Origin of the sequence: Brevibacillus sp. AF8 (assembly GCF_021270385.1) — a bacterium.
Lineage (GTDB): Bacteria > Bacillota > Bacilli > Brevibacillales > Brevibacillaceae > Brevibacillus.
The window spans coordinates 347612-374212 of the sequence record NZ_JAGQDN010000002.1 but is presented as its reverse complement, the minus strand read 5'-3'; the positions used below and the strand labels follow the sequence as shown (position 1 = coordinate 374212).

Sequence of the window (26601 nt, the reverse complement as noted above, 5' to 3'; positions counted from 1 at the left end):
ATTTTATCAAAACTAGAGTGGTCAAGCAACAGGCAGACCGTCAAAATATCATTAAAATTTACGATCAATAATATAATTGGCGATACCTGTCAAAGATGTCTTAGCTTGGTTATTAGGCAAATCAGCGAGAATGGCATGCGCACGGGCGATATAGCGTTCAGCAAGGCGCTGCGAAAAGGCAATGCCCTCATCTTCTCGCACCATACGAACTGCTTCATCTGTATGATCCCAGAACGTATTTTGGGCGATCCATTCCTGGAATTGCGCTCGTGCCTTTCCATGATGAGCCGAATAAAGCGCAGGCAACGTAATGTTACCATGCACCAGGTCGCTTCCAGCCGGCTTTCCTAACTGCTTCTCAGTCCCTGTAAAGTCCAAAATGTCGTCGGTTATTTGAAAAGCCATCCCCACGTTGTAGCCGTACCAGTACATTTTACGAATCATATCATCTGACGCTCCGCTTGCCACTGCTCCTAATTGACAGCTAATCGCAATTAAAAGCGCCGTTTTTCGTTTGATTCTGCGCAAATAGGTACGGAAGTTTTGGTCCCAGTTATTCAAATCCTTTACTTGCTGGATCTCTCCCTTGCAAACCTCGACGATTGCATTCGAGAGAATTTGGTGCAATTGCGGGATCGGGAGCTGGGAGGCAATGGCCAATGCCCGTGCAAAAATATAGTCGCCGGCATACATGGCTACTTTGTTATCCCACTTCATCCGAACAGTATCTTTTCCGCGACGCTTATCCGCATCATCAATTACATCATCATGCACCAGGGATGCCATGTGGATCAGTTCAAGAGGAACAGCCACATGCTTTAGTTTTTTGATGTCGTAATTGCCCCACTTACCGCCCAGCAAAACAAAAACGGGACGAATCCGCTTTCCTCCTGCCTTGAGCAAGTGAGTCGAGGATAGATACAGCTCTCGAACCGGCGTGTCAATTGCTTTCTCCAGTTCATCTTCTATGTATTGGACATCTTTTTTCATCTTGAAGTAAATATCGACTAGATTCATCCGTTCCACCTATCTCGTCAACGTAGTATTGGTCTGTCGGCCGCCAGCTTGCCACAGATCGACGGTTGCAGGTGCCGATAGAAGTCCCAGCTCCGCTGCGCATCGGTAATAGTACTCCAGTCCAATCCGCTGAACGTCACCGAAATCGTGCTGTAATCCTTGGAAATAGTGGATCCATTGCTCTTTCTCTCCACCGAAATGCGTGTGAACGTAGTCAATCAATGGGGCTGTATTCTCCCTGGTCTTCCTTTTACTCTCTAAAAAAGAGGCATGGACGTCCGCGATCAAGTCATGATGATCGGCAATAACTGCTCGACGGAGAGCCCAAATGGCAAAGGTCATGGAATAGCCTGTAAATTGATGCCACAGCTCTCCCAAATCGTAGACATGAAGGTCTTTGGCCGTTCGCTCAGCGGAAATGGCGTCATCCCCGATCAAGAGGGCAGCATCAGCACCCTCCAGCATTTCATGCAAAATAGGTTCCTGTGTAACGTAGGAAATCTCATATTCGTAAAACTTATGGAGAATGATTTTTAAGAGATTCACGGTGGTAGCCGATGTGTTGGTCAAGGCAATTTTGGCGCCGTTTAGTTGTTCAATCGGCTTTTTGCTGAATAAGAAAAGGGAGCCTACTCTCCCCTTGGCACTGACAGACAGATCTGCCAATGCCACGTATTCGGAGGCATGCTCTGCATAGCTAAACGAAGAAATCGGTCCCAAGTCAATCTCGCCATTCGCCATTGCGGTGTTTAACTGGGCAGGAACTTGGCGGATGAATTCGATTCGGTCTTCGAATTTTTCTTGATCAAAATAGAAGTAAACCGGCAATACATTGGTATACAAAATTTGTCCAACACGCAAAGACTTTTGCATGCGTTTATTCCCCCCAACGCCGGAACAGCGAATGTGGTACATCAATTGCATCCAAAGTTTTCCCTACCACAAAATTGATCAGATCATCCATAGTTTGCGGTTTCTGATAGTAGCCTGGCATAGCAGGCAGAATCTTGACGCCCAGACGGCTTAATTTGAGCATGTTCTCGAGCTGAATCGCATTGAGCGGCGTCTCTCTCGGAACGATGACCAAACGCCGCCCTTCCTTGATCATGACATCAGCAACGCGCTCCAGCAAATTACCTGATGCGCCATGTGCGATGCCAGAAACAGTCCCCATCGAGCACGGTACGACGATCATACCGTCACAGCGATAGGAACCACTGGCTGCGGGACAATTGAAATCTCGCAGTCCCCAATAATGTAGTTCACCAGAAAAGTCTAGTTGCAGCTTCTCCTGCAACAGAGCTTCTCTGTCATCTGTGTGCCAATCCAGTTCATCACGAAATACTTGCCAGCCTGCTTCTGTAATCATCAAGTGAACGATATGTCCAGCACGCAATAACTCCTGGACGACTCGAACACCATAGATAGCACCACTTGCACCCGTTATCCCGACAGCCCACTTTTGCTTGTTCATGCAATCACCAAATCAATCATCGTAAAGGTAAACATCACGACACTCAAGATGCCGTTCATGTTGAAGAATGCCATATCCAGCTTGGACAGGTCTGTTGGCTTCACCAGCGTGTGTTCATAGATCAAAATCGCACCCGAAATGAGCACACCTACCAGGAACCAGATCGACAGGTCTGCAACTACATACAACGACATCAGACCAACGAAAGTAAGAACGTGGCATACGCGGGCGATCAGAAGTGCATTGGCAATTCCGAAGCGGCTCGGCATGGAATAAAGTCCTTCTTTCCGGTCAAAATCGGCGTCCTGGCATGCATAAATGATATCAAATCCTGCTGTCCAGAACATAACCGATGCAAACAATAGAAGGCCGACACCATCTACTTGACCCGTTGTCGCTACCCAGCCCCCTAGCGGGCCGAAGCCGATGGCAACACCGAGTACAAAGTGGCAAAGCCAGGTAAAGCGTTTCGTATAAGAATAAAGCACAAGAACAAACACAGCGAGCGGCAACAATTTCACAGCCAAATCATTTAACTGGAATGCGGCAATGAACAGCACCGCAAAGGACACCACGATAAACAAAATGACTTCCACAATCGAAATCAGGCCAGCAGGAATCGCTCGTGTGACTGTCCGAGGATTTTTCGCATCAATTACCCGGTCGATGACGCGGTTTAAGGACATCGCTGCACTGCGAGCGCCCACCATCGCTACCGTCACCCAAAAAATTTCCGACCAAGTAGGCCAAGCATTCTCTACCACAATGCTTCCCAAAACAGCTCCCATAAAGGCAAAAGGCAAGGCAAAAAGGGAGTGCTCGAATTTAATCATTTCCAAGATGATTTTCAATTTACGTAGACCCATTTATGACACTTCCTATCTAGTGAAGAAATACCGGTTTACTCCTCATAATTATGGCTTTGTGCCAATATGCAAGGCTGATACGCCGCCCATAAACAATTTGACCTGAACCGGGTCCAAGCCTGCTTTCTGAAACATGCTTGCCAGCTCGCGACTGTCCGGGAAATTGGTCAGGGATTGGGGCAGCCAAGCATACTCTTCGTATTTGTTGACTGTCAGCTTCGCAATAAATGGCAAGATTTTGTAGAAATATAAGTAAAATAGCTTCCGGTACGGAATGAATGGGGGCTTGGACACTTCCAAAGAAACGACTTTACCGCCCGGCTTTACAACACGTGCCATTTCATTCAAGACCTGCTGAACATCCGGTACATTGCGCAGAGCAAACCCGATTGTTACGAAGTCAAAGGTATGATCCTCGTAAGGCAGATTCATTGCATCTGCGTTCACTAGCTTTACGTTGTTGCCAACACCTGCGTTCGCTACTTTATATGCCCCTACATCCAGCATATTCTGGCTGAAATCAAGGCCAACAACATTGCCTTCTTTTCCGACAGCCTTAGCCAATGCAATCGTCCAGTCTGCTGTACCACAAGCAACATCCAACGCTGTATGCCCTGGCTGGATATTCATCTGCTTCATCGTGTAATTACGCCAAGCAATATGACTGCCAAAGCTGATTACATTATTCATTTTGTCGTAATCGTTTGCAATGCTCTCGAAAACGGAGTGAACGTACTCTGCTTTCTCATTCATCTGTGTCTGGTTCACTTGGCTACATCTCCTCAATTACCTTCTTCAAGCGACTGATCCGATGGGAGTACCGTGCCGTAATGGATGCAAGCATATTCCGCGTCTCTGCCGGATGCAGCGTGCGCACCATTTGCTCGCATAAACCGATTAATTCGAGGGCTTTCCCCTCAACGCCAGACAAAACTTGCGCGAGTGTAGCCCCGGGTTTTTGCAGCAAAAAACGGGCAAAACCAAAAGGGACTTGTTCTTGCCATTTGAGCTGCTCCCACTCACCGATCACACTCTCTACCTTGGCTGTTTGCTTCATCAGATCGCTCCAGAAGCGACGGCGTTCAGCTGAATCGGAATACTCCTCTACAACAGCCACGTATAAGCCTGTATCAATCGTATTTCGCAATTCCCAGTACTCTTCATCTGATAAAGTCTTGCTATCTCGCCCAGCGATGTAGAGTCTCATTTTCGCTTCGTTCACTCGCTGAATGGCTGCCGACAACGCTTGAATGGCTTGGATTTCACCGGCTGAAGCCAGAAGGTGATAATAGCGACTGCTGTAATAATCACCCGCAAGTACGGTCAGCTGTCGGTTTCTCTCCGCGCTCTGTGAGGAGTCGTACTCATTTTTTACGAGCTCATGCGTGTCCAGTCCCAATTGGACAAGCCCTGTTGCTGTACATAAAACCGAAGCCTTTTCCTTCGGCATGCCTTGTTCCAGCAAAAAAAGGTACAACAGCTCAAGACGATTTTCCGCCATGGAAGGAACGTCAACATAATGTTCTACATAGGAATGGGTGATTCTCTTGTAGATTTGTTCGATAATGGACCGAACCTCTTCTACATTCGGGGAAAGTTCTTTGCTCATGCGTCCTCCTCCACAAGCTGCACAACCTAAAGATGTCTGCCTGTTCCGTACTGTTCCGTACTGTTCCTTACTCTTCGGTCTTCCTCTGCCGTCCGGTCAAAAGGCCGTCTCTACTATCATACCATACTTCTTCCATCAGGGACTAATTCGCTCATAAAAATACGGCTCGATTCGAATAGGAAATGTACTGCTTACAAAGGTCTGGATATCGGAAGGGTCGGCCAAAGGTTTGTCATGTCCTGCGAGATTTCCAGTTGTCGATTGTATGGCAATCAATAATCTCGATTCTTTTGGTGGATCCGTCTCCTCTAACAAGCGATAGTACACGGGCCCGACATTGTCTGCATAGGTACGCAAGTCGTATGTCAAACGGTAAAAATCCTGATAAACGGTATTTAACTCTACTTTTTCGGCAGGTTTCACCACAAAATCAACATAGATCGATGGGTTTTCCCATTTTATACGCTTAATATTATAATGTGTCGACATCCTTGTAAACAAATCAAGGGCATTTTGCTCACTTAAGTGAATGGCACCAGCTGACTGAAATGTCGGTATATCCGCTTGCATCCACTGGTTTGTGGGGACCAGCGACAGCATCAGAGCCAAGAAAGTGGAAACAGCAATCGCCATCAACAATTGGCGTGGCATAGACATCCCTCCTCTCCTCCATTGTACAAATAAAAAAAGCAGGCTATGCCTGCTTCTTAGCAAAACGACTTGCTCTTTATTCGGTCGTATCCACGACGCCATGCTGCGAGTAAATCACCGCTTTTCCTCGCACCTTAATTGCAGAGGTGTGCTCCGTAAATTGAAAAATCATGACTTCGCCTTTATCGAGCTTCTCTGTATGATGGAAACGCGTATCAGAACCTCTTGTTAATCCGATTACATGAACGCCATTTTCCTTCGCTTTGACTACGAAATAATCCTGATTGAATCCCGATGGTTGTGCCAATGTGTTTCCTCCTGACCAATACGGTATGCGCGTATGTCTAGTATGATGCCCCTTCCGACTCCAGACGGCTCATGATCTTGTCTACATAGCGCTGTGTCTCTTGCGGCAATTGGTCAAACTTCGCTTCTAACTCGTCATCACTGCTGATCCCCAGACGGCTCATCCGACCCGGACCAGCATTGTAAGCAGCAAGTGCTACTTTCACATCTCCATCATAACGATCCAAAAGCGACTTCAAATATTTTGTTCCACCTTCAAGGTTTTCATCAGGGTCGTATACATTGCGGACTTGCATGGCTTTTGCCGTATTATCCATCAGCTGCATCAAGCCCTTCGCCCCTGCACGCGATTCTACATTCGGATTGAAATTGGATTCGGCCCTGACGACCTCTCTCACCAGATCAACGTCCACTCCGATCGCTTTCGCTGTCTGATCAATCTTGTCCAAGATTTCCGGGGTAGGAACAGATGGCCCTTTTGCAAAAGACAGGGACTGCTCATTTTGAATATGGGTAGGAATCTTCCAGCTTCTGGATCCATCTAGTTTGGCCAAAATCTCCTGCGAACTGATTACCCGCTGGCCGGTTGTTGCTAACTGGGACTGCAAGATGTCCGAGAAGAGCCCCTCGTCTCCATACGAAAGCGAAGAGGCATCATAGGTTTGCGGCAATGTTTGCAAATATGGTTGAAGTGATACTGGCACCTTCATAGCATTGAACAACCCTTCCCTAGCTTGTCTACCTATCATTATAAAAAAGAAAGATCAGGAAGCCAATAGCAAAATGGTACTACTTGGGAGAGTATCCATTTCACATAAAAAAGAAGCCTCTGCTCAAGGCTTCTGATCATTATATGCAGATGGTCGGAATGCAGGGATTCGAACCCTGGACCTCACCCACCCCAAGGGTGCGCGCTACCGGGCTGCGCCACATCCCGACTGTACATCCGTACTATACAATATTTTACCTATAAAGTCAATATAATTTCCTTATTTTTGCATTCTGATTAACGCATCAAACTAATGACTTCTGCACGCGCAGCCGCATCTTTTTCAAACATACCGCGAACAGCAGAGGTGATCGTTTTCGAGCCTGGCTTTTTCACGCCACGCATCGTCATGCACATATGCTCTGCTTCTACTACCACAACGACGCCGTGCGGATCGAGCTTGCGCATAATCGCGTCAGCTACTGTTGCTGTAATTCTTTCCTGCAACTGCGGACGTTTTGCCACGGTATCAACCGCACGCGCGAGCTTGCTCAGTCCTACTACGCGGCCTCCACGAGGTACGTAAGCGACATGCGCTTTTCCGAAGAAGGGAACCAAGTGATGCTCACACATAGAGTAAAACGGAATGTCCTTTACTAATACCATTTCCTCATGATCTTCACTAAAGACAGTCTCGAAATACTGCTCTTCGTCTATATGCATGCCCTCAAATACTTCGGCGTACATTTTCGCAACTCGCTTAGGGGTATCCAGCACTCCTTCACGATCAGGATCATCCCCCACTGCCTCTAGGATCATGCGAACAGCTTGCTGTATTTTATCTAAGTCGACGTTCATCATTGTACCTCCTACGTAACGGCATACGCCTTGTTTCTCATCACTAAGGTCTGCCTGCTCCAAATCAGTGCCAGACTTAGTGCCTGCTCGCGATCAAAGCCAATCTTACCATATCGTTTAAAAAAAGACAAAAAGATATCCCAGAATTCTCATAGGCAAACTGTATGTAGATAGAAAAAAACCCACATTTTATCAATGTGGATTTTTTTATGTAAGTGCTTCGTTCTCAAAAGAAACAACTACTTGATGGAGTCTTTGAGTTGTTTACCTGGTTTAAACGCAGGTACTTTGCTGGAAGCGATTTCGATCTCTTCACCAGTTTGTGGGTTACGACCTTTACGAGCCGCACGTTCACGAACTTCGAAGTTACCAAAGCCGATCAGTTGGACTTTATCACCAGTTTTCAATGCATCTGCAATTGCGTCAAGAACTGCATCAACTGCTTTTGTTGCATCTTTCTTGGTGAGTTCTGTGGTTTCAGCCACTTTTGCAATCAGTTCTGTTTTGTTCATTTTATTCACCTCCCCTCAAAGAACACCAAGTCCTAGCTATTATTTTTCTTAACCGAAACGAAGCGTTTTATACACGATTGGTTGTTTTTACCGATCTGACAAGCTTATAGTAATACACCGATTTCTTAAATTCAAGCCCCTCCTGTCGAAATTGAACGAAATACAAGAAAAAAAGGCATCTCGTCATGTCAGATGCCTTCCCTATATTTATTGTTTATAGGACTTTAGAACTATTTATTAGAGTATGATCGCTATCAGGCCACCCGATCCCTCGTTGATGATTCGACCCAAAGTCTCCTGTAATTTGTATCTGGCGTTGTCTGGCATCATGGTAATTTTTGCCTGAATCCCCTCTCTTACGATGGAATGGAGCGAGCGTCCAAAGATATCGGAGTTCCAGATGGATAGCGGGTCTTTGTCAAAATCTTGCATCAGATAGCGGACAAGTTCCTCACTCTGCTTCTCTGTTCCGATAATCGGAGCGAATTCAGACTCGACATCCACCCGAATCATGTGAATAGACGGTGCTGTTGCTTTGAGCCTGACTCCAAAGCGCGGTCCCTGGCGGATTAGTTCAGGTTCGTCCAAGGTCATTTCATGCAACGACGGGGCTGCTATACCGTAGCCCGTACTTCGGACCATGTGCAACGCTTCCGCTACCTGATCAAACTCGCGCTTGGCATGTGCGAATTCCTGCATGATTTTCAGCAAGTGATCTTTTCCATTTATTTCCACACCAACGATTTCCATCAAGATGCGGTCATACAGTTCATCTGGCGCGTAGAGGTCAATCTCAGCGATCCCTTGCCCCATGTGCATACCAGCAAGAGAGGCTCTCTCTACGAAGTCATAGTCATTGAAGAAGCCGACGACACGGTCCACATCGCGTAACCGGCGGATGTCCTGCACGGTTTCACGTACAGCTTCCTCGTAGTTCTGACGGAGCCAGTGCCCGTTTTCCAGCACCATAACCCAGCTTGGCAGATTTACATTTACTTCATGAACTGGGAATTCAAATAGGACTTCTCTCATAAGGAGCAAGATTTCCTGCTCTGTCATATGATCAACCGACAAGGCCACCACTGGTACATCGTATTTTTCCTGAAGCTGGACACGAAGGTTTTGTGCTTCGTCGGAGCGCGGACGCGTCGAGTTGACAACGATCACAAACGGCTTTCCGACTTCCTTCAGCTCGTTTACAACCCGCTCCTCTGCATCGATGTATCCTACACGCGGGATTTCCGCGATGCTGCCATCCGTTGTCACAACGATCCCGATGGTTGAGTGTTCTTGGATAACCTTGCGTGTTCCGACTTCAGCCGCTTCCTCAAATGGTACAGGCTCTTCATACCACGGTGTATTTACCATTCTTGGACCATTGTCGTCTTCGAAGCCCTTTGCCCCTTGCACCGTATAGCCAACGCAGTCAACGAGGCGGACATTGATGCTGAGTCCTTCTGTCACATGTACGTTAACTGCCTGATTCGGAACAAATTTGGGTTCGGTTGTCATGATTGTTCGTCCTGAAGCGCTCTGCGGCAACTCGTCTGTCGCTCGAATCCGCTCCGCTTCAGAGTTGATATTCGGGATGACAACTTGCTCCATAAACCGTTTGATAAAGGTCGACTTTCCCGTACGAACAGGGCCTACCACTCCGAGGTAGATGTCTCCGCCCGTCCGCTCGGCAATGTCTTTAAAGATGTCGACTCGTTCCACCATCGATGACCTCCTTCTATTTGTCTATTTTTACACTATGACCGATTTTCCGAATTATCCCTGACCGCCAGTATTTTCGTAGGGAATCTCGTACTAGTTTTGTGGACAGTACAAATATATGTATTTTTGCGTTAACTAGAACAAAAAAAACGACCCTGATGAGAGTCGTTTTTCACGAAGTTAATTTAGTTTGAGAAGCTGTGGTTCACCATTGACCATTTCATATGGGAACGATTTTGCGGGCACGAACATGGAATTGCGCGCCAGCACGTATCTCGGGTCTGTTTTTTCCGGCACGGTTACTTTTGTATCCCGAAGCAATTGCGCGATATCCGAAGCATAATCAATCCCGACTTGTCCTTCAGCGTTCATGACCAGCGGCAACAAGTAAGTCCCCATCGTGGACGGCACCTGCCACGCTTTTAAGCCGAGCCGCTCGTGATCGATGGAATAGTATCCATTCCCCAAGTCCGCGAGTACAGGCAGCTTTTCGAAATGTCCCTTGTAACGGTCTACTTCGCTCTGTACATCCGCTACAGTACTGACAGCTGTCAAATGAATGAGCTTCACTGTTGGCTTAGTTTCCACATCAATCAGTACGTACTTGTACACGCCACCTTTTTCAAATGCGTTCCCAGGTACATCCGGCATGTATTTTGGGATCATCTTGCGGAAATCAATCTCGTATTTTTCAAAAATAGGAGTATCGAGCGATTTGGTTACGATTGGCAACACTGCTGTGTCTTTTTGGAATTGCTCAATCGCTTTTTGTGTTGCTTCTACAAAAAAGGTACTCGGAATTTGATTCTCTGCTCTGCGCTCATCCGGATACAAGCATCCAGATAAAAGGGAAGACAGAATCGTCAAACTGAACACAAGCTTGAACGATTTTCGCCACGATTGCCACATCTTATGTACACACCTCTTATATCCCATCTTCATTTTCTTTGCGTTGTCGCTCGAGTGCAGCCGCTACCACTGATTTCAGCTTACTTTCTGGAATCCTGACCGTACAATCCTTTTCTGTCGTTTTTGCCTGACAAGCCAAACGAATCCCTTTCGCCAGATCCTTTTCAGGCAGCTTGCGCTTTTCCAGCGCCGTTGGCGGGCACAGCAGGCCATTCTCAACGACCACGCGGCACATTAGACAAGATGCGTGTCCACCGCATCTCTGCGGGATTACGACGCGAGCTGACGAAGCTACACCGACCAAGGTTTGCCCTGTCCGCGCCTTCACACTTTTCTTGCTCGGGAGAAAGGTTACTTTCCCCATTTCGTCACTTCCTTTACTAGTACGGCCGATGAGCTACCTTGACTGTTCCTGATGAAACAACCTTCGTCTGGCAGCCTAATCTGTAGCCTTCTGCGCGTTCAGCTTTTCTCAATCTCAGTTTTTCTTCTGGTGTCACTTCGTTTAAGTGCTCCGCACCTTCTAAAACATGTGTACGGCATTGTGCACATACCCCTCTTTGGCATGCATGGCCCCACACGATGTTGTTCTTTTTTGCAAGAGCAACAATCGATTGATTCAACTCGATCAAGACTTCATGACTGCCTGCACGAGTAAGTAGTGTGATTGTTGACATTTTTCATCCTCCCTAGACAAAAATCACAATCAAAATCATGACAAGCACGACGAGTAATAGTAAGAATGCGATGGTCTTCACAAGGAACCGCAAAAACCCATTACTTATTTTTCTGGCAAAGATCATAAGTAAATTGCAGACGAACATGAGCCCAATGGCGATTAAGGAAATGTTCATCTTTGTCATAGGATCAATATACATCGGGACTGCAGCATCCTTTGCATTTTTGCTTTATTATACCATAATTCCCCCTCATCGTCTGACGCTTGCGAACCTAATACTAGACATTCGCATAGACTATCGTGATGAATTCGCCCATTGGAGGGATGAAACGTTGAGTAATAAAGTAAGTAATCGAAAATGGCGGAATCCATATGCGCCTATACCCAGCAAAAAATTAAGCGACCAAGTCGAGAATGTCTCCCTTTCCATTTCACCGAAAAGAATCCTGCCCGCCGTTGATTTGCGCACCTCTGTTACGAAAATGCGCCATAACATCAAAGGGATCGGGAGCACGATTCGGCAGGTAGAAGACACGATGGATTCGTTGTACGGGGCGATGGAGATGATTGAGAACCTCGGAAAACGCACGCCTGAGCCAGAGGTCGTTGCCGAAAAGCCTGCTGCTGCTGGCAAACGCAAAGCTGCTCCAGAGCCACAAAAGGCTGCAGAAACAACAACACCGCCGGAATCAGGCTTAGGCAACCTATTGGCCAATATAGATATCGGGCAATTACTGGGGCTCCTGCAATCCCCCTTGGTCCAGAACCTGATTACACAGGTAAGCAGCAACTCCAAAGAACGAAAAAAAGAGGGATAAGATCCCTCTTTTTTTCTTGCAATCTGTAGGTCAGCCATGTCCCTGTAGAGCCATGATTGTTCCTAGTCTTACTGTATGACGGTTTTTGTTGCAGGTAACGGGCATAATCGCCCATTTCTCTTATTTGAGCAGCTTGGTCAAGGTGGACATGTCATTGAGGTTGATTTCCTGATTGCGAAACATTTCAATGACCTTATCCTCCTTTTCAGGAGTTAATTGCTTGCCACTAAGGGTAGCGAGCGTGCGAATGATTTGCCGCAGCTTGGTCTCGTCTTCAAAGTCACTACGCTTGACCTGACCAGCAAGTGAGCGAAGCTTTTCTTCATCAACATTTTCCGTTGCTTTTCCTTGCAAACGCTCAAAAAGTCGTTTCGACATATTATTCATATGAAATCTCCTCCTGCACATGGGCTTTCACCCTATCGTATGTGCAGAAGCCTAAATCGGTGATACATGATTTTATTCCGCATCGGGATTGAGGAACGCCATTTCAAAGGTTTTTCCGCGCCCCATCAATTCTTCCACGCCTTGACGAGCTTCTTTTCCTTCAAACAGCATGCCATATAGAACCGAGGTGATTGGCATTTCAACTTGCTCGCGTTGCGATAAGGAAAAGGCTGCATTTGTCGTGCGAACGCCTTCGACGACCATACCCATCTGTGCCAGTACGTCATCGAGTTTTTTTCCTTGTCCGAGCATATAGCCTGCGCGCCAGTTTCGGCTGTGTTTACTCGTGCATGTGGCAATCAAATCGCCAACACCAGCAAGGCCCGAAAACGTTAGCGGCTTAGCGCCGAGCTTGATACCAAGACGGCTTATTTCTGCCAAGCCTCGGGTCAACAGGGCTGCCTTAGCGTTGTCCCCATACCCTAAACCATCAGACATCCCTGCACCAAGTGCAATGATGTTCTTCAACGCTCCGGCGATCTCAGCGCCAATCAAGTCCGGATTGGTATACACACGAAAATTCGTATTCATCAGCAGATCCTGAGAGCGCAGCATGCTTTCTTCGGATTCAGACGCCATCACAACTGTCGTTGGTTGCCGTTTGACTACTTCCTCAGCATGGCTCGGTCCTGACAGCACAGCCAATCTGGACGCAATCTCTTTCGGTACCTCTTCCGCAATGACTTCTGACATTCGCTTCAGGCTTTCCAGTTCAAAGCCTTTTGTCGCATGAATCAAAAGTACATCCGGTTCCAGGTACGGAGCTACTTGCTGACAGATTTGGCGCATGGCATGGGAAGGAACAACGAGAAGAACAATGCGCTTGCCAACGACAGCCTCTTGAATATTGGTGGTTGCAACAATGTTGGCCGAAAGCTTTTCTCCCGGCAGGTACTTCTCATTCACATGCTTGCTGTTTATTTCTTCTGCCAGCTTTTTATCCCGTACCCAAAGCGTAACCTGATGCCCATTGTCCGCCAAGACTGTAGCAAGTGCCGTTCCCCAGCTTCCGGCACCAATCACCGTAACATTTTGAATCAATACGTCCCCCTCCACTTTTCTCATGTCCGTTCGTACATTATCCCAGCTTCCGGTTGGACTTGTCTCCTAGTTTCCGTTCGTTTCCTGCAAGAAGATTGCGGATATTATTATAATGACGAATGTAAGCAAAGATTGCGATCGCCAAGCTCGCCCAAACAAAGGAGATAGGTTTGTCCAACAAGTAAAGGGTGAATGGAATAACCGTTACGATCACCAATGATCCTAATGAAACAAAGCGAGTGATCGCAATGACTACGACAGCCAACACGGCAGCGATCAAAAATGCCAAGGGAGAAAACCCTAACACGACACCTAGCGTGGTCGCAATGCCTTTCCCTCCACGGAATCCAAAAAAGATCGGCCAATTGTGACCCGCGATAACAAACAGGCCTGCCACCGCGTATGCTGCCGGGTCCCCCGTCATCAGGTGAGTCAGTCCCATCGCAGCTATTCCTTTTAGTGCATCAAGAAGGAGAACGGCAATGCCGGGGCCTTTACCTAACACCCTGAGGGTATTGGTTGCACCGGCATTTCCGCTGCCATGAGAACGAATGTCAATTCCTGCGACTTTTTTGGCGATAAGATAGCTAAAGCTAATAGAACCGATTAAATAGCTAAGCACCCAGGATAATAACACCATGGCGTTTTTCTCTCCCTACGTTTTTTTCCGTGTCCAGATTCTAACTGGTGTGCCTTCAAATACAAAGGCTTCACGGATCTTGTTCTCTATGTAACGTTCATAGGAAAAGTGCATGAGTTCCGGATCGTTCACAAACAGAATGAACGTCGGTGGTTTCACTGTTGCTTGTGTCGCATAGTTGATCTTCAAGCGTTTGCCGCGATCAGATGGTGGAGGTGTACGAATCGTCGCATCGGTTACCAAGTCATTGAGAACCGCGGTAGGAATGCGCATCGCATGTGCTTGAGCTACTTCATTGACCTTCGGTAGAATCGTATGGACACGTTGCTTCGATTTTGCAGACACATACAAAATCGGAGCATAATCCAGGTATTTAAACTCTTCGCGGATCAATTCTGTGAAGCGTTGCATCGTTTTGTCGTCTTTTTCAATCGCATCCCATTTGTTCACGATAATAATGACACCACGGCCAGCCTCATGTGCATAACCCGCGATTTTCTTGTCTTGCTCGATAATGCCTTCTTCCCCGTTAATGACAACAAGAACGACATCGGAATCTTCAATGGAACGCATGGCACGCATCACACTGTATTTTTCCGTTGTTTCATACACTTTTCCACGCTTGCGCATACCTGCCGTGTCTACGAGAATGTAGCTTTGGTCATCACGCTCAAATGGCGTGTCGATCGCATCACGGGTCGTTCCGGCAACATCACTGACAATGACTCGCTCTTCACCTAGAATCGCATTCGTCAAGGAAGACTTCCCGACGTTTGGACGACCGATGATGGATACACGAATGACATCATCTCTTTTCTCTTCGTCATCCTCTGCTGGGAAATGCTGAACCACTTCTTCCAGCATATCGCCCAAGCCAAGACCATGGCTACCCGAGACAGGGAATGGCTCGCCCAAGCCCAGGGAATAAAAATCGTAAATATCCGCACGCATTTCCGGATTATCCGCTTTGTTCACCGCGAGTACGACAGGTTTTCCTGTCCGATTCAGCATTCGTGCCAGTTCAACGTCCGCATCTGTCACACCTGTACGGCTATCTGCAATCATAATGATGACATCTGCTTCGTCAATCGCAAGCTCTGCCTGGTAACGCATCTGTGTAAGAATCTCGTCGGTCTCGCCAAACTCAATTCCACCGGTATCAATCACATGGAAAGTATGAGTTAACCATTCACCTTTCCCGTACAGGCGGTCACGGGTTACTCCCGGCATATCCTCCACGATCGCGACTCGTTCGCCAATCAATCTGTTAAAAATCGTGGATTTCCCCACGTTGGGTCTCCCCACAATGGCTACCACTGGTAATCCCATAATCAACAACACTCTCTCTCATTTTACGTTTTGACTAGCTAATCATACCATACACTACTTATGCCGAACAATGATAAGGGTATCGGCGCTTACTTCATGCACCATCCCGTCTAGTATCTTTTCCAGCGTGAAGGCTGTTTGTTGCATCTTCTCGGTAGTAGACTCGATAAAAATCGGCACACCACCCGCTATCCTGTCTTTGTTCGTGGTAATCACCGCCAAGATTACTCCTGTCATGGCCTACAGCTCCTTTTTCACGATTCTAGTCTTCGTTGGCATTCGGAAGACGCTTTCGAGAATCGGGACTGCACGAATGACGGACGTTGCACGTTCCACATCTTTTTCTTGCGGCAATAAAAATACACCCAGTCTCCCTGACTTTATATCACGTTTTACCAAAGGTGTTAGCGATGGCTCTCCCGTATCTGTATATACGCCGAGTTGCGTCGCAACATCGTGCAAAATTGCTTGCCGCTGACCTGGATGGGCAATCGTGACCTTGGCATTGGCATCCCTCGGTGTCAGAACAAAGCCCACGCCTTGCTCGCGTATGATCTCTTGGGCATTTGCCAACCCGACGTTCATGATGTAAATGTCGTTCACATACAAGTCTCTTCCTTCCATTCTCACTTCTCCCGGCTCGATCTCTGCAATCAGCGATAATGTTTTTCCAGAGCGCAGCTTGCGAGAAATCAATAAGGCGATGACACCTGCAATGACACCCCCCCACCAATGAAAGAGAATGGTCGCCGTCGTTGTCACCAATGAGGTAAACATGACCATGTAATTGCGTCCTTCAAACACCATGGCAATCCCTTCGATATAGGGGCCTCCACGGGGAACCAGCTCCTGTTTATCGATCTCGTTGAGCGTAGTGCGTTCCATGTTCCTGACATCACGGAATTGTTGAGCAGCCAACGTCAAAAATGTGACTGCCGTGTAATTCTCCTTGAGCAGCGCAGGCATCGCTAACGCTCCGAGCGCGGATGCGATCACCCCTAGTGAAACGTGAATAATTTTTCCGTGCGGATAAGTTGGATATTGTCGATAATCCGTGCGCAAAAGATGAATCCGGCACATAATGCCGAATAGGAAACCGAGAACTAACGGAAAAACATAATCATAAGCTAGCAATCCCTTCAACACCCTAGCGTCACCTACCCGTATCGGAATGAGAAGACTCTGTTTCAGTTCTACCAAGGATACGACGAATCGCAGACCAGACTATGCTGACGAGAGCCCATAGAGATAGGCTACTCCACAGCAAATCTTGCGCATACTCCGATCCCCAATGACAGGAACCCGACAATTTCCAAAAATATAGCGAATGTATCGCATCTGCCAGAGGCATAGCGAGCATAAGCTGAAACAGCTGTCCCAGATTTGTTCTGCTCATCAAAAAAATCGTACTGACTCCAACAGCGGGTACGATGATCCTCTCATCCCAAAACAGCAAGATCGGATCGGTAAAAAACAGCCAGCGCAGCCAAAATAGCAAAAGGGCCGTTGCCAGCGCACTCAGCACGTACAATCTGCGTATTTTGGACGTGAGCTTGGTGTAAAGGAAAATGCTTGCGATCAGTGGCAATATCGTTCCACTCAGACTAACTTGAATGGGGGCAAAATAGATTTCCCAGCTAACAAACGTACAAATTAAAAATGCGCTGATCGCTGCGAGCACTCGTCTGCGTTCCATCTTCATGTTTCGTAGCTGAAAGTCAAAGCTTCCCATCCATACCAGACACAGCAAAGACCACTGGATAAGGATCGCAACGGTTCCCTCGTTCATGTTCATCTCCTCAAAATGATGGTTGTCTCCCCAAAGTATGCCTCAACCAAGGAAATTTCATGAATCGAATGCTCGTCCACTACTTAACGTTGCGCCAGTTCCTCTAATTGCATGTGACGAAGCTTAGCTCTCTCTGCTGTTTTACCCGTGATCATTACAGGAGTACAAACGGCCTCAGCCAGACCTTTCATTCCTAGTGCGGTCATCGCCACACGAATTTGATGATGCCATCTGTCGACGGTAGACAAGCACTCTTCCAGAGATTCGCGTTGAACCAGACGCAGCATTGCCCCTGCCATTCCAACAGCGGACGCACCTAAAGAAGCTGCTTTGACAACATCGAGTCCATGACGAACACCACCAGTTGCTATGTACGACATTCCTGAATGACCGATAGCATTCGCTTCCAGTAAGCTCTCCACCGTCGTAAATCCCCAATCCTCGAACATGACCTGAGGTTGATCACTTCGCATATTTTCGACCTGAGCAAAATTTGTTCCGCCTCTTCCACCCACATCGATTGTTCTGATTCCGATTCCTATGAGCTTCTCGATTGATTCCTTCGCCATTCCAAAACCGACTTCTTTGACAATAACCGGCACATCCAGACTCTCCCTGATTGCTTGTATCCGCTCAAGATAGCCGCGAAAATCCCGGTCCCCCTCAGGCATCAGCAGCTCTTGCATGACATTCAGATGGATTTGCAGTCCGTTCGCTTCAATCATCTCCACAGCTGCTATTGCCTGCTCCACTGTTGCCTCTGCCCCTACATTTGCAAACAAGATCCCCTGTGGATGCTCCCTTCTGACAATCCGATAGCTATCCATAACATCTGGATCACGCAGAGCGGCCATTTGTGAGCCAACAGCCATAGTCAGATTTCGTTCTCTCGCAATGATCGCCAGTTTTTGATTGATCTGCGTAGTCCCACCAGCTCCACCCGTCATCGCATTAATTATAATCGGTGAGGAGAGTCGCAAAGATGCGATCTCGGTGTCCAGTGAGGTTTCAGCAAACGCTGCATTCGGCAAGCTGTTCGGAACAAAGCTAACATCATCAAAGCTATTCGCACTATCTTCCCCGGTGACAAGAGCGTTTCGAATATGGTCCAGTTTTCTAATCGAACGACGATCCATTGTACCCCTCCTAGCTTTCACTCCCAGAAAAAAGGGATACGCCAGAGCGTATCCCCATGAATCCTACTTTTATCTTACTTAAACTTGTCTTTCAGATCACCGAACAACTCGCCCAATGTCACGCCCATTGGTTGGTTATTTTCCTGCGTGAATTGTTGCTGTTCACGCTTGCTCGCGCGTTCTGCCTGCTCCACACGGTCTTCTTCGACTGCACGGATACTCAGGCTAATACGCTGTTCTTGTGGAACAACATCCAAAACCTTCACCTGTACTTCTTGGCCCTCTTTCAGCACCTCACTCGGTGTATTCACCCGGCGATTTGCAATCTGGGAGATGTGTACGAGGCCTTCGATTCCAGGAGCCAGCTCAATAAATGCACCGAAGGACACCAAACGTTTTACCGTTCCATTCAAAATAGAGCCCGCTTTGAAATCTTCTGCAACGCTCGCCCATGGACCTGCTTGCGTTTCCTTAATGCTAAGGCCAATGCGCTCGTTTTCGCGGTCAATTTTGAGGACCTTCACTTGTACTTTGTCGCCTTCCTTCACAACATCGGACGGCTTATCTACACGGTTCCAAGCAAGTTCAGATACGTGAACCAATCCATCAACACCACCGATATCCACGAATACGCCGAAATCGGTCATGCGCTGAACCGTTCCCTCCAATACTTGACCCACTTGGATTTTATCCATAATGGATTGCTTTTGCACTTTTGCTTCGTCTTCCAAAACCGCTTTGTGGGACAGGATGACTTTATTCTTTTCCTTATCCATTTCTACTACTTTCAAAGCCAATGTTTTGCCTTTGTAATCAGAGAAATCTTCAACGAAATGACGCTCTACCATGGAAGCCGGAATGAAGCCGCGAACGCCTACATCAACAACAAGGCCGCCCTTCACTACTTCTTTCACGGTCGCTTCAATGATTTCACCCGCTTGCATTTTTTGCTCAAGATCAGACCACGAGGATTCCATCGCTACTGCTTTCTTGGAAACAACGAGCTCTTCTTTCTCATCGTTTAGCTTGATGACTTTCACTTCGAAAGTATCACCAACTGCTACTACATCAGATACCTTTTCAACATGCAGTGGAGACAGTTCGCTGATAGGAATCAGACCATCGTACTTGTAGCCTAGATCTACAAGCGCTTGTTTGTCCTCAACTTTTGTTACGGTTGCTTTTACGACATCTCCTACAGAAATGGTTGTTGCATCCGTCAAGCTTACGTTCGTTTCTTCCATCATTCAAAAGACCTCCTTAATACCATCCAGTCCCAAACGTCTATGTACAGGTTGTATACAACCTCACTACACGAAGCGGGAGCATGTATATTTTTAACTGTCGCCTGATGGCTGGCAGTTAGTACTGATGAAGCCAGTAAGTTCCAGCAGATTTAGTATTCTTCCCTTTAGCAATTCTATACCGTTTGCTAAGAGAGATGCTGGTTCCGTAATTGCTTGATGTGCTCCATAATCAGGTCGCTCGTTTCCTTCAATGTATCTGCGCTGGACTTAGCCTCACGCAAATGAGCAAGATCGATCGGTTTTCCGTATACGATCTTAATGGAACGAAACGGTCGATATGGCCCGATAATGGCAACCGGAATGACCGCAGCTTCTGATTTGAGCGCGAACATTGCCACACCCGGCATCGCTTCCCCTGGTTCCCCTGTTTTGCTGCGGGTTCCCTCAGGAAAGATTCCAAAGATTTTCCCATCTTCAAGCAATTTGAGAGTCGTACGAATGGCCGCACGATCTCCTGCACCCCGTTTGACCGGAAATGCACCGAATTTGGTAATGAGAAAGGATAAGACCGGAATTTTGAACAGCTCTTCTTTGGCCATGAAATGAACCTGACGCTCGATGCCACCCCCGAGAAGAGGTGGATCCCACAAAGAAATGTGGTTAGCACAAAGGATCACTGGGCCTTCCTTAGGTATATGTTCACGCCCGATCACTTGCCAACGAAAGACAAGCGAAAAAATGATGCGAAAAAAACCTCTGAATAGACGATAGTAACTCAATGGGTTGACTCTCCCGTTCGCTCGCAGATTTGCAAGATGCGATCGACCACCTGATCAATGGTCATTCCTGTTGTGTCTACCAAAACGGCATCTTCCGCCTGACGCAACGGTGCGACTTCTCTCTGCATGTCCCGTCGATCTCGCTCTTCGATTTCTTTTTCCAGCTCAGCCAAGTCTGTCTGGGTACCTTTTGCGAGTAGTTCCTTCCAGCGGCGTTCTGCACGCTCTTGGATGGAGGCCGTCAGAAATATCTTCACATCAGCATCAGGCAAAACATGGGTACCGATATCTCTGCCGTCCATGACGACATTGCCTTGGGTTGCCAAGCGTCGCTGGAGCACAAGCATTTGTTCACGGACGGAACCGTAGCTCGCTACAATGGAGGCGTACTGGCTCACTTCTGTGGAACGGATCCAGCTCGTGACATCGATTTCATTCCAGTATACATGTTGCTGTCCGTTTTCCCGAATCAGTTGAATCTTGTTTTTTTGCAAAAGTTCGGAAACTGCAGACTCGTCGCTGATAGGGAGCTGATGGTGGTGGACTGCCCAAGCAAGGGCACGATACATGGCACCCGTGTCAATGTACACGTATTCCAGTTGTCCCGCTACTTTTTGGGCGACAGTACTTTTGCCTGCTCCCGCTGGTCCATCAATGGCAATGTTCATTACTTCTCACCTGCTATGTACGTTAGTTCGGATGGGAATAAAACAAGAAAAGCTTCTGTCGAAGCCCTTTCCCATTCTTTGTGTGATGAAAAACGATATTGCGTTTTTCGAATTTGGCTGTGACCACTAGCGGTCTACAAAAAAAACGATCCAAGACCGTTTTCTATGTTATCTATAATAGTACCATAGTATGGAAGCATGCGCAAACCTTTAGGGCTCTCTGGACACGCCTTCCAAGCGCTCTGTTTCGATTAATACTAGTCTAGCGGGTACGTACTGAATGAGGACCTCGCCTATGGTCAGTACAATCGCACATACGACAATTCCAATCATGATGCCTTTTTCTACCCGTTTGGAAAAGCTCCGAAAACGATCGTTGTACTGACTGGTCAATAGGGTCACTTCCTCTGATGAAGCGTCAATCTACAACGCCTTTTTTGCGAAGCTCTAGCTGTCTCTCGTAACACGCTCTAACCACTTTTGCCCGATCTTGCTCGCTGATTTGGGTGAACTTACCCGAAATCCATTGGTGCAAACCTTTTTCTTCCGCCGGTTTTTGTCTGACGATTTCCATCTCAACAAAAGCATGTTGAACCTGTCCATTTTTACTTGGAAGGGAAATCCAGACGTGCAAGTTGTCTTTTTCCTTCAAATGATAGCTTTCCTCACAGCTAAAAGACAGCCCACCACCACTGATATCTAACGTTCGTGCTAGAAAATGATAGCGTCGAATCGGATCATCCAGTTTGACTGCGATGTCTAACGTAGTGTCAATTCTCAAGTAGTTTCGTCGCTGTGTGCGCACAATCTCCTCTTTAGCCGGCAGTTGCAGAAGCAGTACAGGAATGTGATTGTTTTCCCTGCCGATAATTGCAGAGCGAAATTCATAGCGTGAGCCATCCTCGCCAACATACCAAACCAAGCATGGTGTCCCTGGTTGAAATACCCCAGTCCGTCCAGTGTTTTCGCTGGTTGGCAGCTCGATGGAAGCTACATCATCCTTCAAATCGGCCACACGGCTTTTGAAAGTTTGCAGCTCCGTTTCTTCTGAGGAACTCGTGAAGTTTAGTCTTATTGTTTGTCCTATTCGTGGAAGCATCATAAAGTAACTGTTCCTCCCCTTCCTATCACCCTTTCCATTATATACCCTTTTGTTTCGAATCAGCAAATAGGGAAAGCCGCTAAAAAACTAGCTTTCCCCCTATTTTTTTAACACTATTGTCCCTCGTTCTGTCCCGATCCCGTTTCCATTTTCACAACTTCTTCTTCTTCTCCGTTCATGGCATTGATGTAGACCATGTACGAATTTCCTTCAAAGCTCCCTGTCATTTCCCACGTCAGTACTTCTTTTCCATCGTTTTTCCCTTCGATAAGAGCAAGTCGCTGATCCGTCACTTTTACGCTCGGATTGACTTTTTTCCTTGCTTCTTCTTTGGAGAGGCGCGGCTCGGAGAGAATTCTCTTTTTGTGATTAAACAGATACTCCGTCGAATTATAGGCAGTAACCTCTCCGTTGTCCAACGCGATTTCGACGACCACCCCGTCCGGATAAATTCTGACGCCATCCTGAACTGGCACAAACGTAAAGAGCGCGTTGCGGTCGTAGCTGTCAATCTCAGAGACCTGCATATTGTCAAATCCATGGTTGCGCAAGAACACGCGACCTTTTTCTTCGGCCTGCTTCATGTCCAACTTCTCCTCGCCAACTCCACGCTCGTTCATCATCCAAACAACTTTTCCACCGCGTTTGGTGACATCGAGGTTAATGGCCGTCTTGTGCCCGTTTGGCGTGACACGTACGCTATACGCTGAGTATTCCTGCCCCTTGCCGTTATCGTTTACTTCTACTTTCGCATCTCCTGGCTTCAACCCGAGAAACGCCAGTGCATTCTTCTCTGCTTCCTCTTTGGTGGCTGGTTTGCCATCGATCCCTTTGATTCGCTGCTGCTTTTTCTTGTCGAGACTCTGTATTCCGACGCCCCAGTCTAAATCAGGGTATTCCTGCACTTTTTTCTCAATGGTTTGGAATCCGTCGATGATGGTATTGTCCTCTTTGTTTTTATTAGAGGCCAATGCCGTCTCGACATCCATCCATCTCAATTGTTTGTCCATCGCGACGGTTTGTACCTTGCGCAGCTCATTCTGGATATCCTGTGCTTGTGTGTGTAGGCTCTTCAATGTCTTGTATTCACTCTGACTCAACGGCTGCTTGTCCAAGTCACGCACAGCGACACGATAGGAAAAATCCGCAACCCTCGACAGCATTTCTTCTGTTTTGTTAAATGCCATCAGGGTCAATGGCAGTTGTCCGACATCCGCTTGTGCCGCATAGGAAAGGCGCCAGACATTCGTCAAGATGGGAGTCATTTGTCTGCGAGAGTTGACCACCAGTGATTTGCCAAGCTCATCATGCAGCTTGTCCACATGATAAGTGAGATCGTGGAAAGCCCTTTGGTATGAGTTTTCCGCTTTGATCAAGACCGAGTTCTTCTCATTGTGCTCCTGATATCCCCACACGCCAGCGCCTATTAAGGCGACCAGGGCAACGGGAAATAACACGCGTGCTGTTGCTCCATATACCATCCCTTGCCACTCCTCCTTTGATTACGCATCCATTATCTACAAAAGATGTGTTTCCCGATCTTTTTAACCTGCGGTCTGGTCCAAATCCAACCGGACGTTGCTGTATCTGGATTGAAATAGTACGTGCAGCCTCCCGACGGGTCCCAGCCGTTTAGTGCGTTCTTCACTGCTTTCATCGCACTTTCATTAGGTGTAAGCCATATTTGACCATCAGCAACTGCTGTAAAAGCGCGTGGTTCGAATATCACAGCCGAGGGCGTATCAGGAAACGAAGGGCTCTTGACGCGGTTTAAAATAACGGCTGCGACAGCTACTTGCCCTTCAAACGGCTCTCCTCTTGCCTCTCCGTAAACAGCATTTGCCATGATTTTCAAATCATTGTCAGAGACCCTTGAAGGATGAAAGCTGGCTTTGGTTTTGGCCGTCTGATTCTTTGCAGCAGGTGCAGCCATCTGTTCTTCGTGTACAGCAGCTGCATTCTTTTCCTTCCAGACAACCTTGTATCCATTCAAGCCCGCTGCTACCAACATCACCAACACACCTGCGATCCAGATTGTACGCACGGCTGAATCCTCCTTGGCATGTATTGAAATCTTTGCATAGTGTTGGTGGAGGAAGAATGGATTATGCATGAAAATCTGGATATAGAAAAAGACCGATGCTATTTGCATCGGCCCACATAGATTGGTCACGCTTTTTCAGTTGGGAATGGAAAAGATCAGGACTCGTCAATTCGAAAATGCTTGTCGTTGTCACACAGGCACTGCTTGAACCCTGTTTCTATTTGTCCTCCAGGTTCTCGCTGGCCACGTAGTGTAAACTTTTCTCCACATACATTGCATTGAATGGTCACTTTTGCTCGATCAGCTTTTAGCACGTACGACTCCTCCTTACCGTCTATTGTGGACGTGAAGAGAGATTTTTAGAACCGAAATCGTGTGCTCTTTGTACCTTTTTTAAGCCCTGCCACCACAAAACAAGCATGAATGGCACAATCACTACCAACCAGTTTTGCACCGCCAAAAAAATCACATTGTACAGGGCATGCAAGCCGATCGGCAAGGTAATCGACATCCATAAAAAAAGCCGCTCATGTTTGGCGTCCTTGGAAAACTTGGCCCGTCCGAGATAATATCCCATCCACACCGCAAACAACGCGTGGCTGGATACCGGCAAAAAGGCACGCCAGATGGCGATATTCGTTCCATTGATAATAAGGTAGAACAAATTCTCCAACGTAGCAAAACCAAGTGACACCGCAACTGCATAAACAATTCCATCGTATGGCTCATCAAATTCCAAATGTTTATAAACCGTAAAATAGATGACCATCCATTTAAAAAATTCTTCCACGACAGCGGATTGGAAAACTTCCGCGACAATGCCATCCCGCCAGTTCCATTCATTCTGCATGATGTACTGAAGTACCATAATGGGTACGACCAGCAACATACCAAAGATAAACGACCGGATTACCATCGAAATCGGCTCCGGTTCGAGACTGTCACGCAGGTAAAAGTAACTTAAGATGGCGATACCGGGGGCAACTGCCGCGCCGATCAAAGCAATCATCTTTTATTACTCCTTTACACAAGGCTATTGTTCATCGTACCATGAATACTGGTTGATGAAAACCCGCTACAGGAGAGAGATCATGTCAAAAAAAATTTTGGTAGTGAACACAGGCGGTACGATTGCCATGTCTGTCGATGACTCAGAAGGCGTAAAGCCATTGGATGATCAAGCTGTCAACAAAATCCTTCCTTTTTTAGAAAAACACGCGGATGTCACCATGAAAAATGTACTCAACCTACCTAGCCCTCATATGACTCCTGCGATCATGAATCAACTGCGACTCTATATTGAGGAAGCCTTTCAACAAGATCATTATGATGGCATTGTTATTACCCACGGGACTGATACGTTGGAGGAGACCGCATACTTCCTCGATCTGACTTTGTCGGTCAACGTCCCGATTGTCGTGACTGGAGCCATGCGCAGCAGCAATGAGCTTGGTGCTGACGGTCCCGTCAATCTCATTTCTTCCGTTCGTGCAGCCGCAGACACCGACAGTTTGAACAAAGGTGTTATCGTTGTTTTTAATGACGAAATTCACGCGGCACGTCACGTAACGAAAACACACACGAGCAATGTCGCTACCTTCCAGTCGCCACAATACGGACCGATTGGAACCATTGCGAAAAAAAGTGTGCAATACCACCATGCTCCGTTGGATCGAGAGCATTATGCCATCACGCAAGCTGATGCGAATGTGCCGCTGATCAAAGCAGTTGCTGGCATGGAGCCTGCTTGGCTACAGTTTTTATTGGAGCAGCACATTGATGGACTCGTCGTAGAGGCGTTTGGATTAGGAAATCTTCCACCCGCTATCATCCCTACCCTGCAGCAACTTCTCGACAAAGGCGTACCGATCGTGCTCGTCTCCCGCTGCTACAATGGACAGGTGCAGGATATCTATGACTATGAAGGTGGAGGCCGCAAACTAAAAGAGATGGGCATCATCTTCTCCAACGGCTTGAACGGGCAAAAGGCTCGTCTCAAACTAATTGTAACGCTGCAAAAAACACGGACTTTCAAAGAACTGCAGCAGTTGTTCGACCACTAAATAATAGGACTACAGCCTCCTGATTCTTCAGGAGGTTTTTTTTTCCTTAAAAACAGAACTTGAACGGTGCTGTAGTGGTGGGAGGAAACAGGAGAAAACGCTCAGATTCTAGGGTCACCCGCTGGGGATTGACTGCACGACTCCATGCAAAAAGCGAAATCGCGTCCAAAGTTGTCCCTTCAGGATGTGTTT

Annotated in this window: 35 protein-coding genes and 1 tRNA gene; 2 read left to right on the top strand and 34 right to left on the bottom strand. The window is 47.2% G+C overall.

Features of this window, described 5'->3' with window-relative positions; all coding sequences use genetic code 11:
* Positions 1 to 51 precede the first annotated feature (51 nt).
* From KB186_RS04980 to KB186_RS04900, 17 genes are all read right to left on the bottom strand, one after another.
* On the bottom strand, positions 52 to 1017 hold the full coding sequence (locus KB186_RS04980) for a polyprenyl synthetase family protein (RefSeq protein WP_173609510.1): 966 nt from the start codon (positions 1015 to 1017) through the stop codon (positions 52 to 54).
* A gap of 9 nt (positions 1018 to 1026) precedes the next feature.
* The gene (locus KB186_RS04975; RefSeq protein WP_232773188.1) at positions 1027 to 1890 is read right to left on the bottom strand and encodes a menaquinone biosynthesis protein; all 864 of its coding nucleotides are present in this window, start codon (positions 1888 to 1890) and stop codon (positions 1027 to 1029) included.
* Positions 1891 to 1894: 4 nt separating this feature from the next.
* Positions 1895 to 2491: a UbiX family flavin prenyltransferase gene (locus tag KB186_RS04970; RefSeq protein WP_007716550.1), complete on the bottom strand. Its 597-nt coding sequence runs from the start codon at positions 2489 to 2491 to the stop codon at positions 1895 to 1897.
* Positions 2488 to 3357 carry a UbiA-like polyprenyltransferase gene (locus KB186_RS04965; protein WP_173609512.1) on the bottom strand — a complete coding sequence of 290 codons (870 nt, stop codon included), beginning with the start codon at positions 3355 to 3357 and terminating at the stop codon, positions 2488 to 2490. Before KB186_RS04965 ends, KB186_RS04970 begins: the two co-directional genes overlap by 4 nt.
* Before the next feature lie 48 nt (positions 3358 to 3405).
* Positions 3406 to 4125, bottom strand: coding sequence for a demethylmenaquinone methyltransferase (locus KB186_RS04960; RefSeq protein WP_304502561.1), 720 nt, complete (start codon positions 4123 to 4125; stop codon positions 3406 to 3408).
* A gap of 4 nt (positions 4126 to 4129) precedes the next feature.
* The gene (locus KB186_RS04955) at positions 4130 to 4966 is read right to left on the bottom strand and encodes a heptaprenyl diphosphate synthase component 1 (protein ID WP_232773187.1); all 837 of its coding nucleotides are present in this window, start codon (positions 4964 to 4966) and stop codon (positions 4130 to 4132) included.
* 135 nt (positions 4967 to 5101) lie between these two features.
* On the bottom strand, positions 5102 to 5617 hold the full coding sequence (locus KB186_RS04950) for a hypothetical protein (protein WP_232773186.1): 516 nt from the start codon (positions 5615 to 5617) through the stop codon (positions 5102 to 5104).
* A gap of 76 nt (positions 5618 to 5693) precedes the next feature.
* Positions 5694 to 5924 carry a trp RNA-binding attenuation protein MtrB gene (mtrB, locus tag KB186_RS04945; RefSeq protein WP_047068979.1) on the bottom strand — a complete coding sequence of 77 codons (231 nt, stop codon included), beginning with the start codon at positions 5922 to 5924 and terminating at the stop codon, positions 5694 to 5696.
* A gap of 37 nt (positions 5925 to 5961) precedes the next feature.
* A complete protein-coding gene (locus KB186_RS04940; protein WP_232773185.1) occupies positions 5962 to 6672 on the bottom strand; it encodes a lytic transglycosylase domain-containing protein in 711 nt (236 codons plus the stop codon).
* Positions 6673 to 6783: 111 nt separating this feature from the next.
* Positions 6784 to 6860 (bottom strand) — tRNA-Pro (locus tag KB186_RS04935).
* A gap of 69 nt (positions 6861 to 6929) precedes the next feature.
* A complete protein-coding gene (folE, locus tag KB186_RS04930) occupies positions 6930 to 7493 on the bottom strand; it encodes a GTP cyclohydrolase I FolE (protein WP_173609515.1) in 564 nt (187 codons plus the stop codon).
* Between the two features lie 236 nt (positions 7494 to 7729).
* Positions 7730 to 8002 carry an HU family DNA-binding protein gene (locus KB186_RS04925; RefSeq protein WP_005831316.1) on the bottom strand — a complete coding sequence of 91 codons (273 nt, stop codon included), beginning with the start codon at positions 8000 to 8002 and terminating at the stop codon, positions 7730 to 7732.
* 237 nt (positions 8003 to 8239) lie between these two features.
* On the bottom strand, positions 8240 to 9718 hold the full coding sequence (gene spoIVA, locus KB186_RS04920; RefSeq protein WP_047069484.1) for a stage IV sporulation protein A: 1479 nt from the start codon (positions 9716 to 9718) through the stop codon (positions 8240 to 8242).
* A 180-nt stretch (positions 9719 to 9898) separates the two neighbouring features.
* Positions 9899 to 10627 carry a hypothetical protein gene (locus tag KB186_RS04915; RefSeq protein ID WP_221867110.1) on the bottom strand — a complete coding sequence of 243 codons (729 nt, stop codon included), beginning with the start codon at positions 10625 to 10627 and terminating at the stop codon, positions 9899 to 9901.
* Positions 10628 to 10643: 16 nt separating this feature from the next.
* On the bottom strand, positions 10644 to 10991 hold the full coding sequence (locus KB186_RS04910) for a 2Fe-2S iron-sulfur cluster-binding protein (protein ID WP_173609517.1): 348 nt from the start codon (positions 10989 to 10991) through the stop codon (positions 10644 to 10646).
* A gap of 16 nt (positions 10992 to 11007) precedes the next feature.
* Positions 11008 to 11304, bottom strand: a complete 297-nt coding sequence (locus tag KB186_RS04905; RefSeq protein ID WP_173609518.1) for a 2Fe-2S iron-sulfur cluster-binding protein — start codon at positions 11302 to 11304, stop codon at positions 11008 to 11010.
* Positions 11305 to 11316: 12 nt separating this feature from the next.
* Positions 11317 to 11505: a DUF2768 family protein gene (locus tag KB186_RS04900; protein ID WP_173609519.1), complete on the bottom strand. Its 189-nt coding sequence runs from the start codon at positions 11503 to 11505 to the stop codon at positions 11317 to 11319.
* A gap of 133 nt (positions 11506 to 11638) precedes the next feature.
* Between KB186_RS04900 and KB186_RS04895 the strand changes: the two genes are divergently transcribed.
* Entirely contained in the window at positions 11639 to 12124 is a 486-nt protein-coding gene (locus KB186_RS04895; RefSeq protein WP_173609520.1) for a hypothetical protein, read from the top strand.
* A 120-nt stretch (positions 12125 to 12244) separates the two neighbouring features.
* Here KB186_RS04895 and KB186_RS04890 read toward each other — a convergent pair whose 3' ends face one another.
* The 17 genes from KB186_RS04890 to prsW form a co-directional block, all read right to left on the bottom strand.
* Positions 12245 to 12511, bottom strand: a complete 267-nt coding sequence (locus tag KB186_RS04890; RefSeq protein ID WP_173609521.1) for a stage VI sporulation protein F — start codon at positions 12509 to 12511, stop codon at positions 12245 to 12247.
* A gap of 72 nt (positions 12512 to 12583) precedes the next feature.
* Positions 12584 to 13636 (bottom strand): NAD(P)H-dependent glycerol-3-phosphate dehydrogenase, encoded by a 1053-nt coding sequence (locus KB186_RS04885; RefSeq protein WP_217367021.1) that lies wholly within the window; start codon positions 13634 to 13636, stop codon positions 12584 to 12586.
* Between the two features lie 13 nt (positions 13637 to 13649).
* On the bottom strand, positions 13650 to 14252 hold the full coding sequence (plsY, locus tag KB186_RS04880) for a glycerol-3-phosphate 1-O-acyltransferase PlsY (protein WP_173609522.1): 603 nt from the start codon (positions 14250 to 14252) through the stop codon (positions 13650 to 13652).
* Positions 14253 to 14267: 15 nt separating this feature from the next.
* On the bottom strand, positions 14268 to 15581 hold the full coding sequence (gene der / locus KB186_RS04875) for a ribosome biogenesis GTPase Der (RefSeq protein WP_173609833.1): 1314 nt from the start codon (positions 15579 to 15581) through the stop codon (positions 14268 to 14270).
* A 54-nt stretch (positions 15582 to 15635) separates the two neighbouring features.
* Positions 15636 to 15818, bottom strand: a complete 183-nt coding sequence (locus tag KB186_RS04870; RefSeq protein ID WP_173609523.1) for a capping complex subunit for YIEGIA — start codon at positions 15816 to 15818, stop codon at positions 15636 to 15638.
* A 3-nt stretch (positions 15819 to 15821) separates the two neighbouring features.
* On the bottom strand, positions 15822 to 16727 hold the full coding sequence (locus tag KB186_RS04865; RefSeq protein ID WP_173609524.1) for a YIEGIA family protein: 906 nt from the start codon (positions 16725 to 16727) through the stop codon (positions 15822 to 15824).
* Between the two features lie 7 nt (positions 16728 to 16734).
* Positions 16735 to 17370: a YphA family membrane protein gene (locus KB186_RS04860; protein ID WP_232773184.1), complete on the bottom strand. Its 636-nt coding sequence runs from the start codon at positions 17368 to 17370 to the stop codon at positions 16735 to 16737.
* Positions 17371 to 17453: 83 nt separating this feature from the next.
* Positions 17454 to 18506, bottom strand: coding sequence for a type 2 isopentenyl-diphosphate Delta-isomerase (gene fni / locus KB186_RS04855; RefSeq protein WP_232773183.1), 1053 nt, complete (start codon positions 18504 to 18506; stop codon positions 17454 to 17456).
* A 74-nt stretch (positions 18507 to 18580) separates the two neighbouring features.
* The gene (gene rpsA / locus KB186_RS04850) at positions 18581 to 19753 is read right to left on the bottom strand and encodes a 30S ribosomal protein S1 (RefSeq protein ID WP_173609527.1); all 1173 of its coding nucleotides are present in this window, start codon (positions 19751 to 19753) and stop codon (positions 18581 to 18583) included.
* Between the two features lie 185 nt (positions 19754 to 19938).
* On the bottom strand, positions 19939 to 20532 hold the full coding sequence (locus KB186_RS04845) for a lysophospholipid acyltransferase family protein (protein ID WP_221867113.1): 594 nt from the start codon (positions 20530 to 20532) through the stop codon (positions 19939 to 19941).
* Positions 20529 to 21200: a (d)CMP kinase gene (gene cmk / locus KB186_RS04840; protein ID WP_173609529.1), complete on the bottom strand. Its 672-nt coding sequence runs from the start codon at positions 21198 to 21200 to the stop codon at positions 20529 to 20531. Before cmk ends, KB186_RS04845 begins: the two co-directional genes overlap by 4 nt.
* Positions 21201 to 21410: 210 nt before the next feature.
* Positions 21411 to 21602, bottom strand: coding sequence for a hypothetical protein (locus KB186_RS04835; protein WP_229088044.1), 192 nt, complete (start codon positions 21600 to 21602; stop codon positions 21411 to 21413).
* Between the two features lie 16 nt (positions 21603 to 21618).
* The gene (locus KB186_RS04830) at positions 21619 to 22302 is read right to left on the bottom strand and encodes a flagellar brake protein (protein ID WP_173609530.1); all 684 of its coding nucleotides are present in this window, start codon (positions 22300 to 22302) and stop codon (positions 21619 to 21621) included.
* Positions 22303 to 22415: 113 nt separating this feature from the next.
* Positions 22416 to 23783, bottom strand: coding sequence for a germination protein YpeB (gene ypeB / locus KB186_RS04825; RefSeq protein WP_173609531.1), 1368 nt, complete (start codon positions 23781 to 23783; stop codon positions 22416 to 22418).
* A 32-nt stretch (positions 23784 to 23815) separates the two neighbouring features.
* On the bottom strand, positions 23816 to 24475 hold the full coding sequence (locus KB186_RS04820; protein ID WP_221867114.1) for a cell wall hydrolase: 660 nt from the start codon (positions 24473 to 24475) through the stop codon (positions 23816 to 23818).
* Positions 24476 to 24501: 26 nt separating this feature from the next.
* The gene (locus KB186_RS04815; protein ID WP_232773182.1) at positions 24502 to 24660 is read right to left on the bottom strand and encodes a hypothetical protein; all 159 of its coding nucleotides are present in this window, start codon (positions 24658 to 24660) and stop codon (positions 24502 to 24504) included.
* A 20-nt stretch (positions 24661 to 24680) separates the two neighbouring features.
* Positions 24681 to 25355 carry a glutamic-type intramembrane protease PrsW gene (gene prsW, locus KB186_RS04810; protein WP_017248088.1) on the bottom strand — a complete coding sequence of 225 codons (675 nt, stop codon included), beginning with the start codon at positions 25353 to 25355 and terminating at the stop codon, positions 24681 to 24683.
* A gap of 82 nt (positions 25356 to 25437) precedes the next feature.
* Here prsW and KB186_RS04805 point away from each other — a divergent pair, with 82 nt between their 5' ends.
* Complete coding sequence (locus KB186_RS04805) at positions 25438 to 26409, top strand: asparaginase (RefSeq protein ID WP_232773181.1); 972 nt, start codon at positions 25438 to 25440, stop codon at positions 26407 to 26409.
* Positions 26410 to 26601: the final 192 nt, after the last annotated feature.

Bases quoted from the DNA above. Each gene is read 5' to 3' on its own strand.
- KB186_RS04925 (WP_005831316.1), bottom strand. From the start codon at position 8,002: ATGAACAAAACAGAACTGATTGCAAAAGTGGCTGAAACCACAGAACTC.
- folE (WP_173609515.1), bottom strand. From the start codon at position 7,493: ATGATGAACGTCGACTTAGATAAAATACAGCAAGCTGTTCGCATGATC.
- plsY (WP_173609522.1), bottom strand. From the start codon at position 14,252: ATGGTGTTATTATCCTGGGTGCTTAGCTATTTAATCGGTTCTATTAGC.
- KB186_RS04915 (WP_221867110.1), bottom strand. From the start codon at position 10,627: ATGTGGCAATCGTGGCGAAAATCGTTCAAGCTTGTGTTCAGTTTGACG.
- KB186_RS04805 (WP_232773181.1), top strand. From the start codon at position 25,438: ATGTCAAAAAAAATTTTGGTAGTGAACACAGGCGGTACGATTGCCATG.
- KB186_RS04885 (WP_217367021.1), bottom strand. From the start codon at position 13,636: ATGAGAAAAGTGGAGGGGGACGTATTGATTCAAAATGTTACGGTGATT.
- KB186_RS04940 (WP_232773185.1), bottom strand. From the start codon at position 6,672: ATGATAGGTAGACAAGCTAGGGAAGGGTTGTTCAATGCTATGAAGGTG.
- rpsA (WP_173609527.1), bottom strand. From the start codon at position 19,753: ATGATGGAAGAAACGAACGTAAGCTTGACGGATGCAACAACCATTTCT.
- KB186_RS04980 (WP_173609510.1), bottom strand. From the start codon at position 1,017: ATGAATCTAGTCGATATTTACTTCAAGATGAAAAAAGATGTCCAATAC.
- KB186_RS04950 (WP_232773186.1), bottom strand. From the start codon at position 5,617: ATGCCACGCCAATTGTTGATGGCGATTGCTGTTTCCACTTTCTTGGCT.
- KB186_RS04955 (WP_232773187.1), bottom strand. From the start codon at position 4,966: ATGAGCAAAGAACTTTCCCCGAATGTAGAAGAGGTTCGGTCCATTATC.
- der (WP_173609833.1), bottom strand. From the start codon at position 15,581: ATGGGATTACCAGTGGTAGCCATTGTGGGGAGACCCAACGTGGGGAAA.
- fni (WP_232773183.1), bottom strand. From the start codon at position 18,506: ATGGATCGTCGTTCGATTAGAAAACTGGACCATATTCGAAACGCTCTT.
- KB186_RS04965 (WP_173609512.1), bottom strand. From the start codon at position 3,357: ATGGGTCTACGTAAATTGAAAATCATCTTGGAAATGATTAAATTCGAG.
- KB186_RS04970 (WP_007716550.1), bottom strand. From the start codon at position 2,491: ATGAACAAGCAAAAGTGGGCTGTCGGGATAACGGGTGCAAGTGGTGCT.
- KB186_RS04905 (WP_173609518.1), bottom strand. From the start codon at position 11,304: ATGTCAACAATCACACTACTTACTCGTGCAGGCAGTCATGAAGTCTTG.
- KB186_RS04910 (WP_173609517.1), bottom strand. From the start codon at position 10,991: ATGGGGAAAGTAACCTTTCTCCCGAGCAAGAAAAGTGTGAAGGCGCGG.
- KB186_RS04830 (WP_173609530.1), bottom strand. From the start codon at position 22,302: ATGATGCTTCCACGAATAGGACAAACAATAAGACTAAACTTCACGAGT.
- KB186_RS04890 (WP_173609521.1), bottom strand. From the start codon at position 12,511: ATGAATAATATGTCGAAACGACTTTTTGAGCGTTTGCAAGGAAAAGCA.
- prsW (WP_017248088.1), bottom strand. From the start codon at position 25,355: ATGATTGCTTTGATCGGCGCGGCAGTTGCCCCCGGTATCGCCATCTTA.
- ypeB (WP_173609531.1), bottom strand. From the start codon at position 23,783: ATGGTATATGGAGCAACAGCACGCGTGTTATTTCCCGTTGCCCTGGTC.
- KB186_RS04900 (WP_173609519.1), bottom strand. From the start codon at position 11,505: ATGTATATTGATCCTATGACAAAGATGAACATTTCCTTAATCGCCATT.
- KB186_RS04870 (WP_173609523.1), bottom strand. From the start codon at position 15,818: ATGACAGGAGTAATCTTGGCGGTGATTACCACGAACAAAGACAGGATA.
- KB186_RS04860 (WP_232773184.1), bottom strand. From the start codon at position 17,370: ATGAACGAGGGAACCGTTGCGATCCTTATCCAGTGGTCTTTGCTGTGT.
- KB186_RS04975 (WP_232773188.1), bottom strand. From the start codon at position 1,890: ATGCAAAAGTCTTTGCGTGTTGGACAAATTTTGTATACCAATGTATTG.
- cmk (WP_173609529.1), bottom strand. From the start codon at position 21,200: ATGAACATTGCCATTGATGGACCAGCGGGAGCAGGCAAAAGTACTGTC.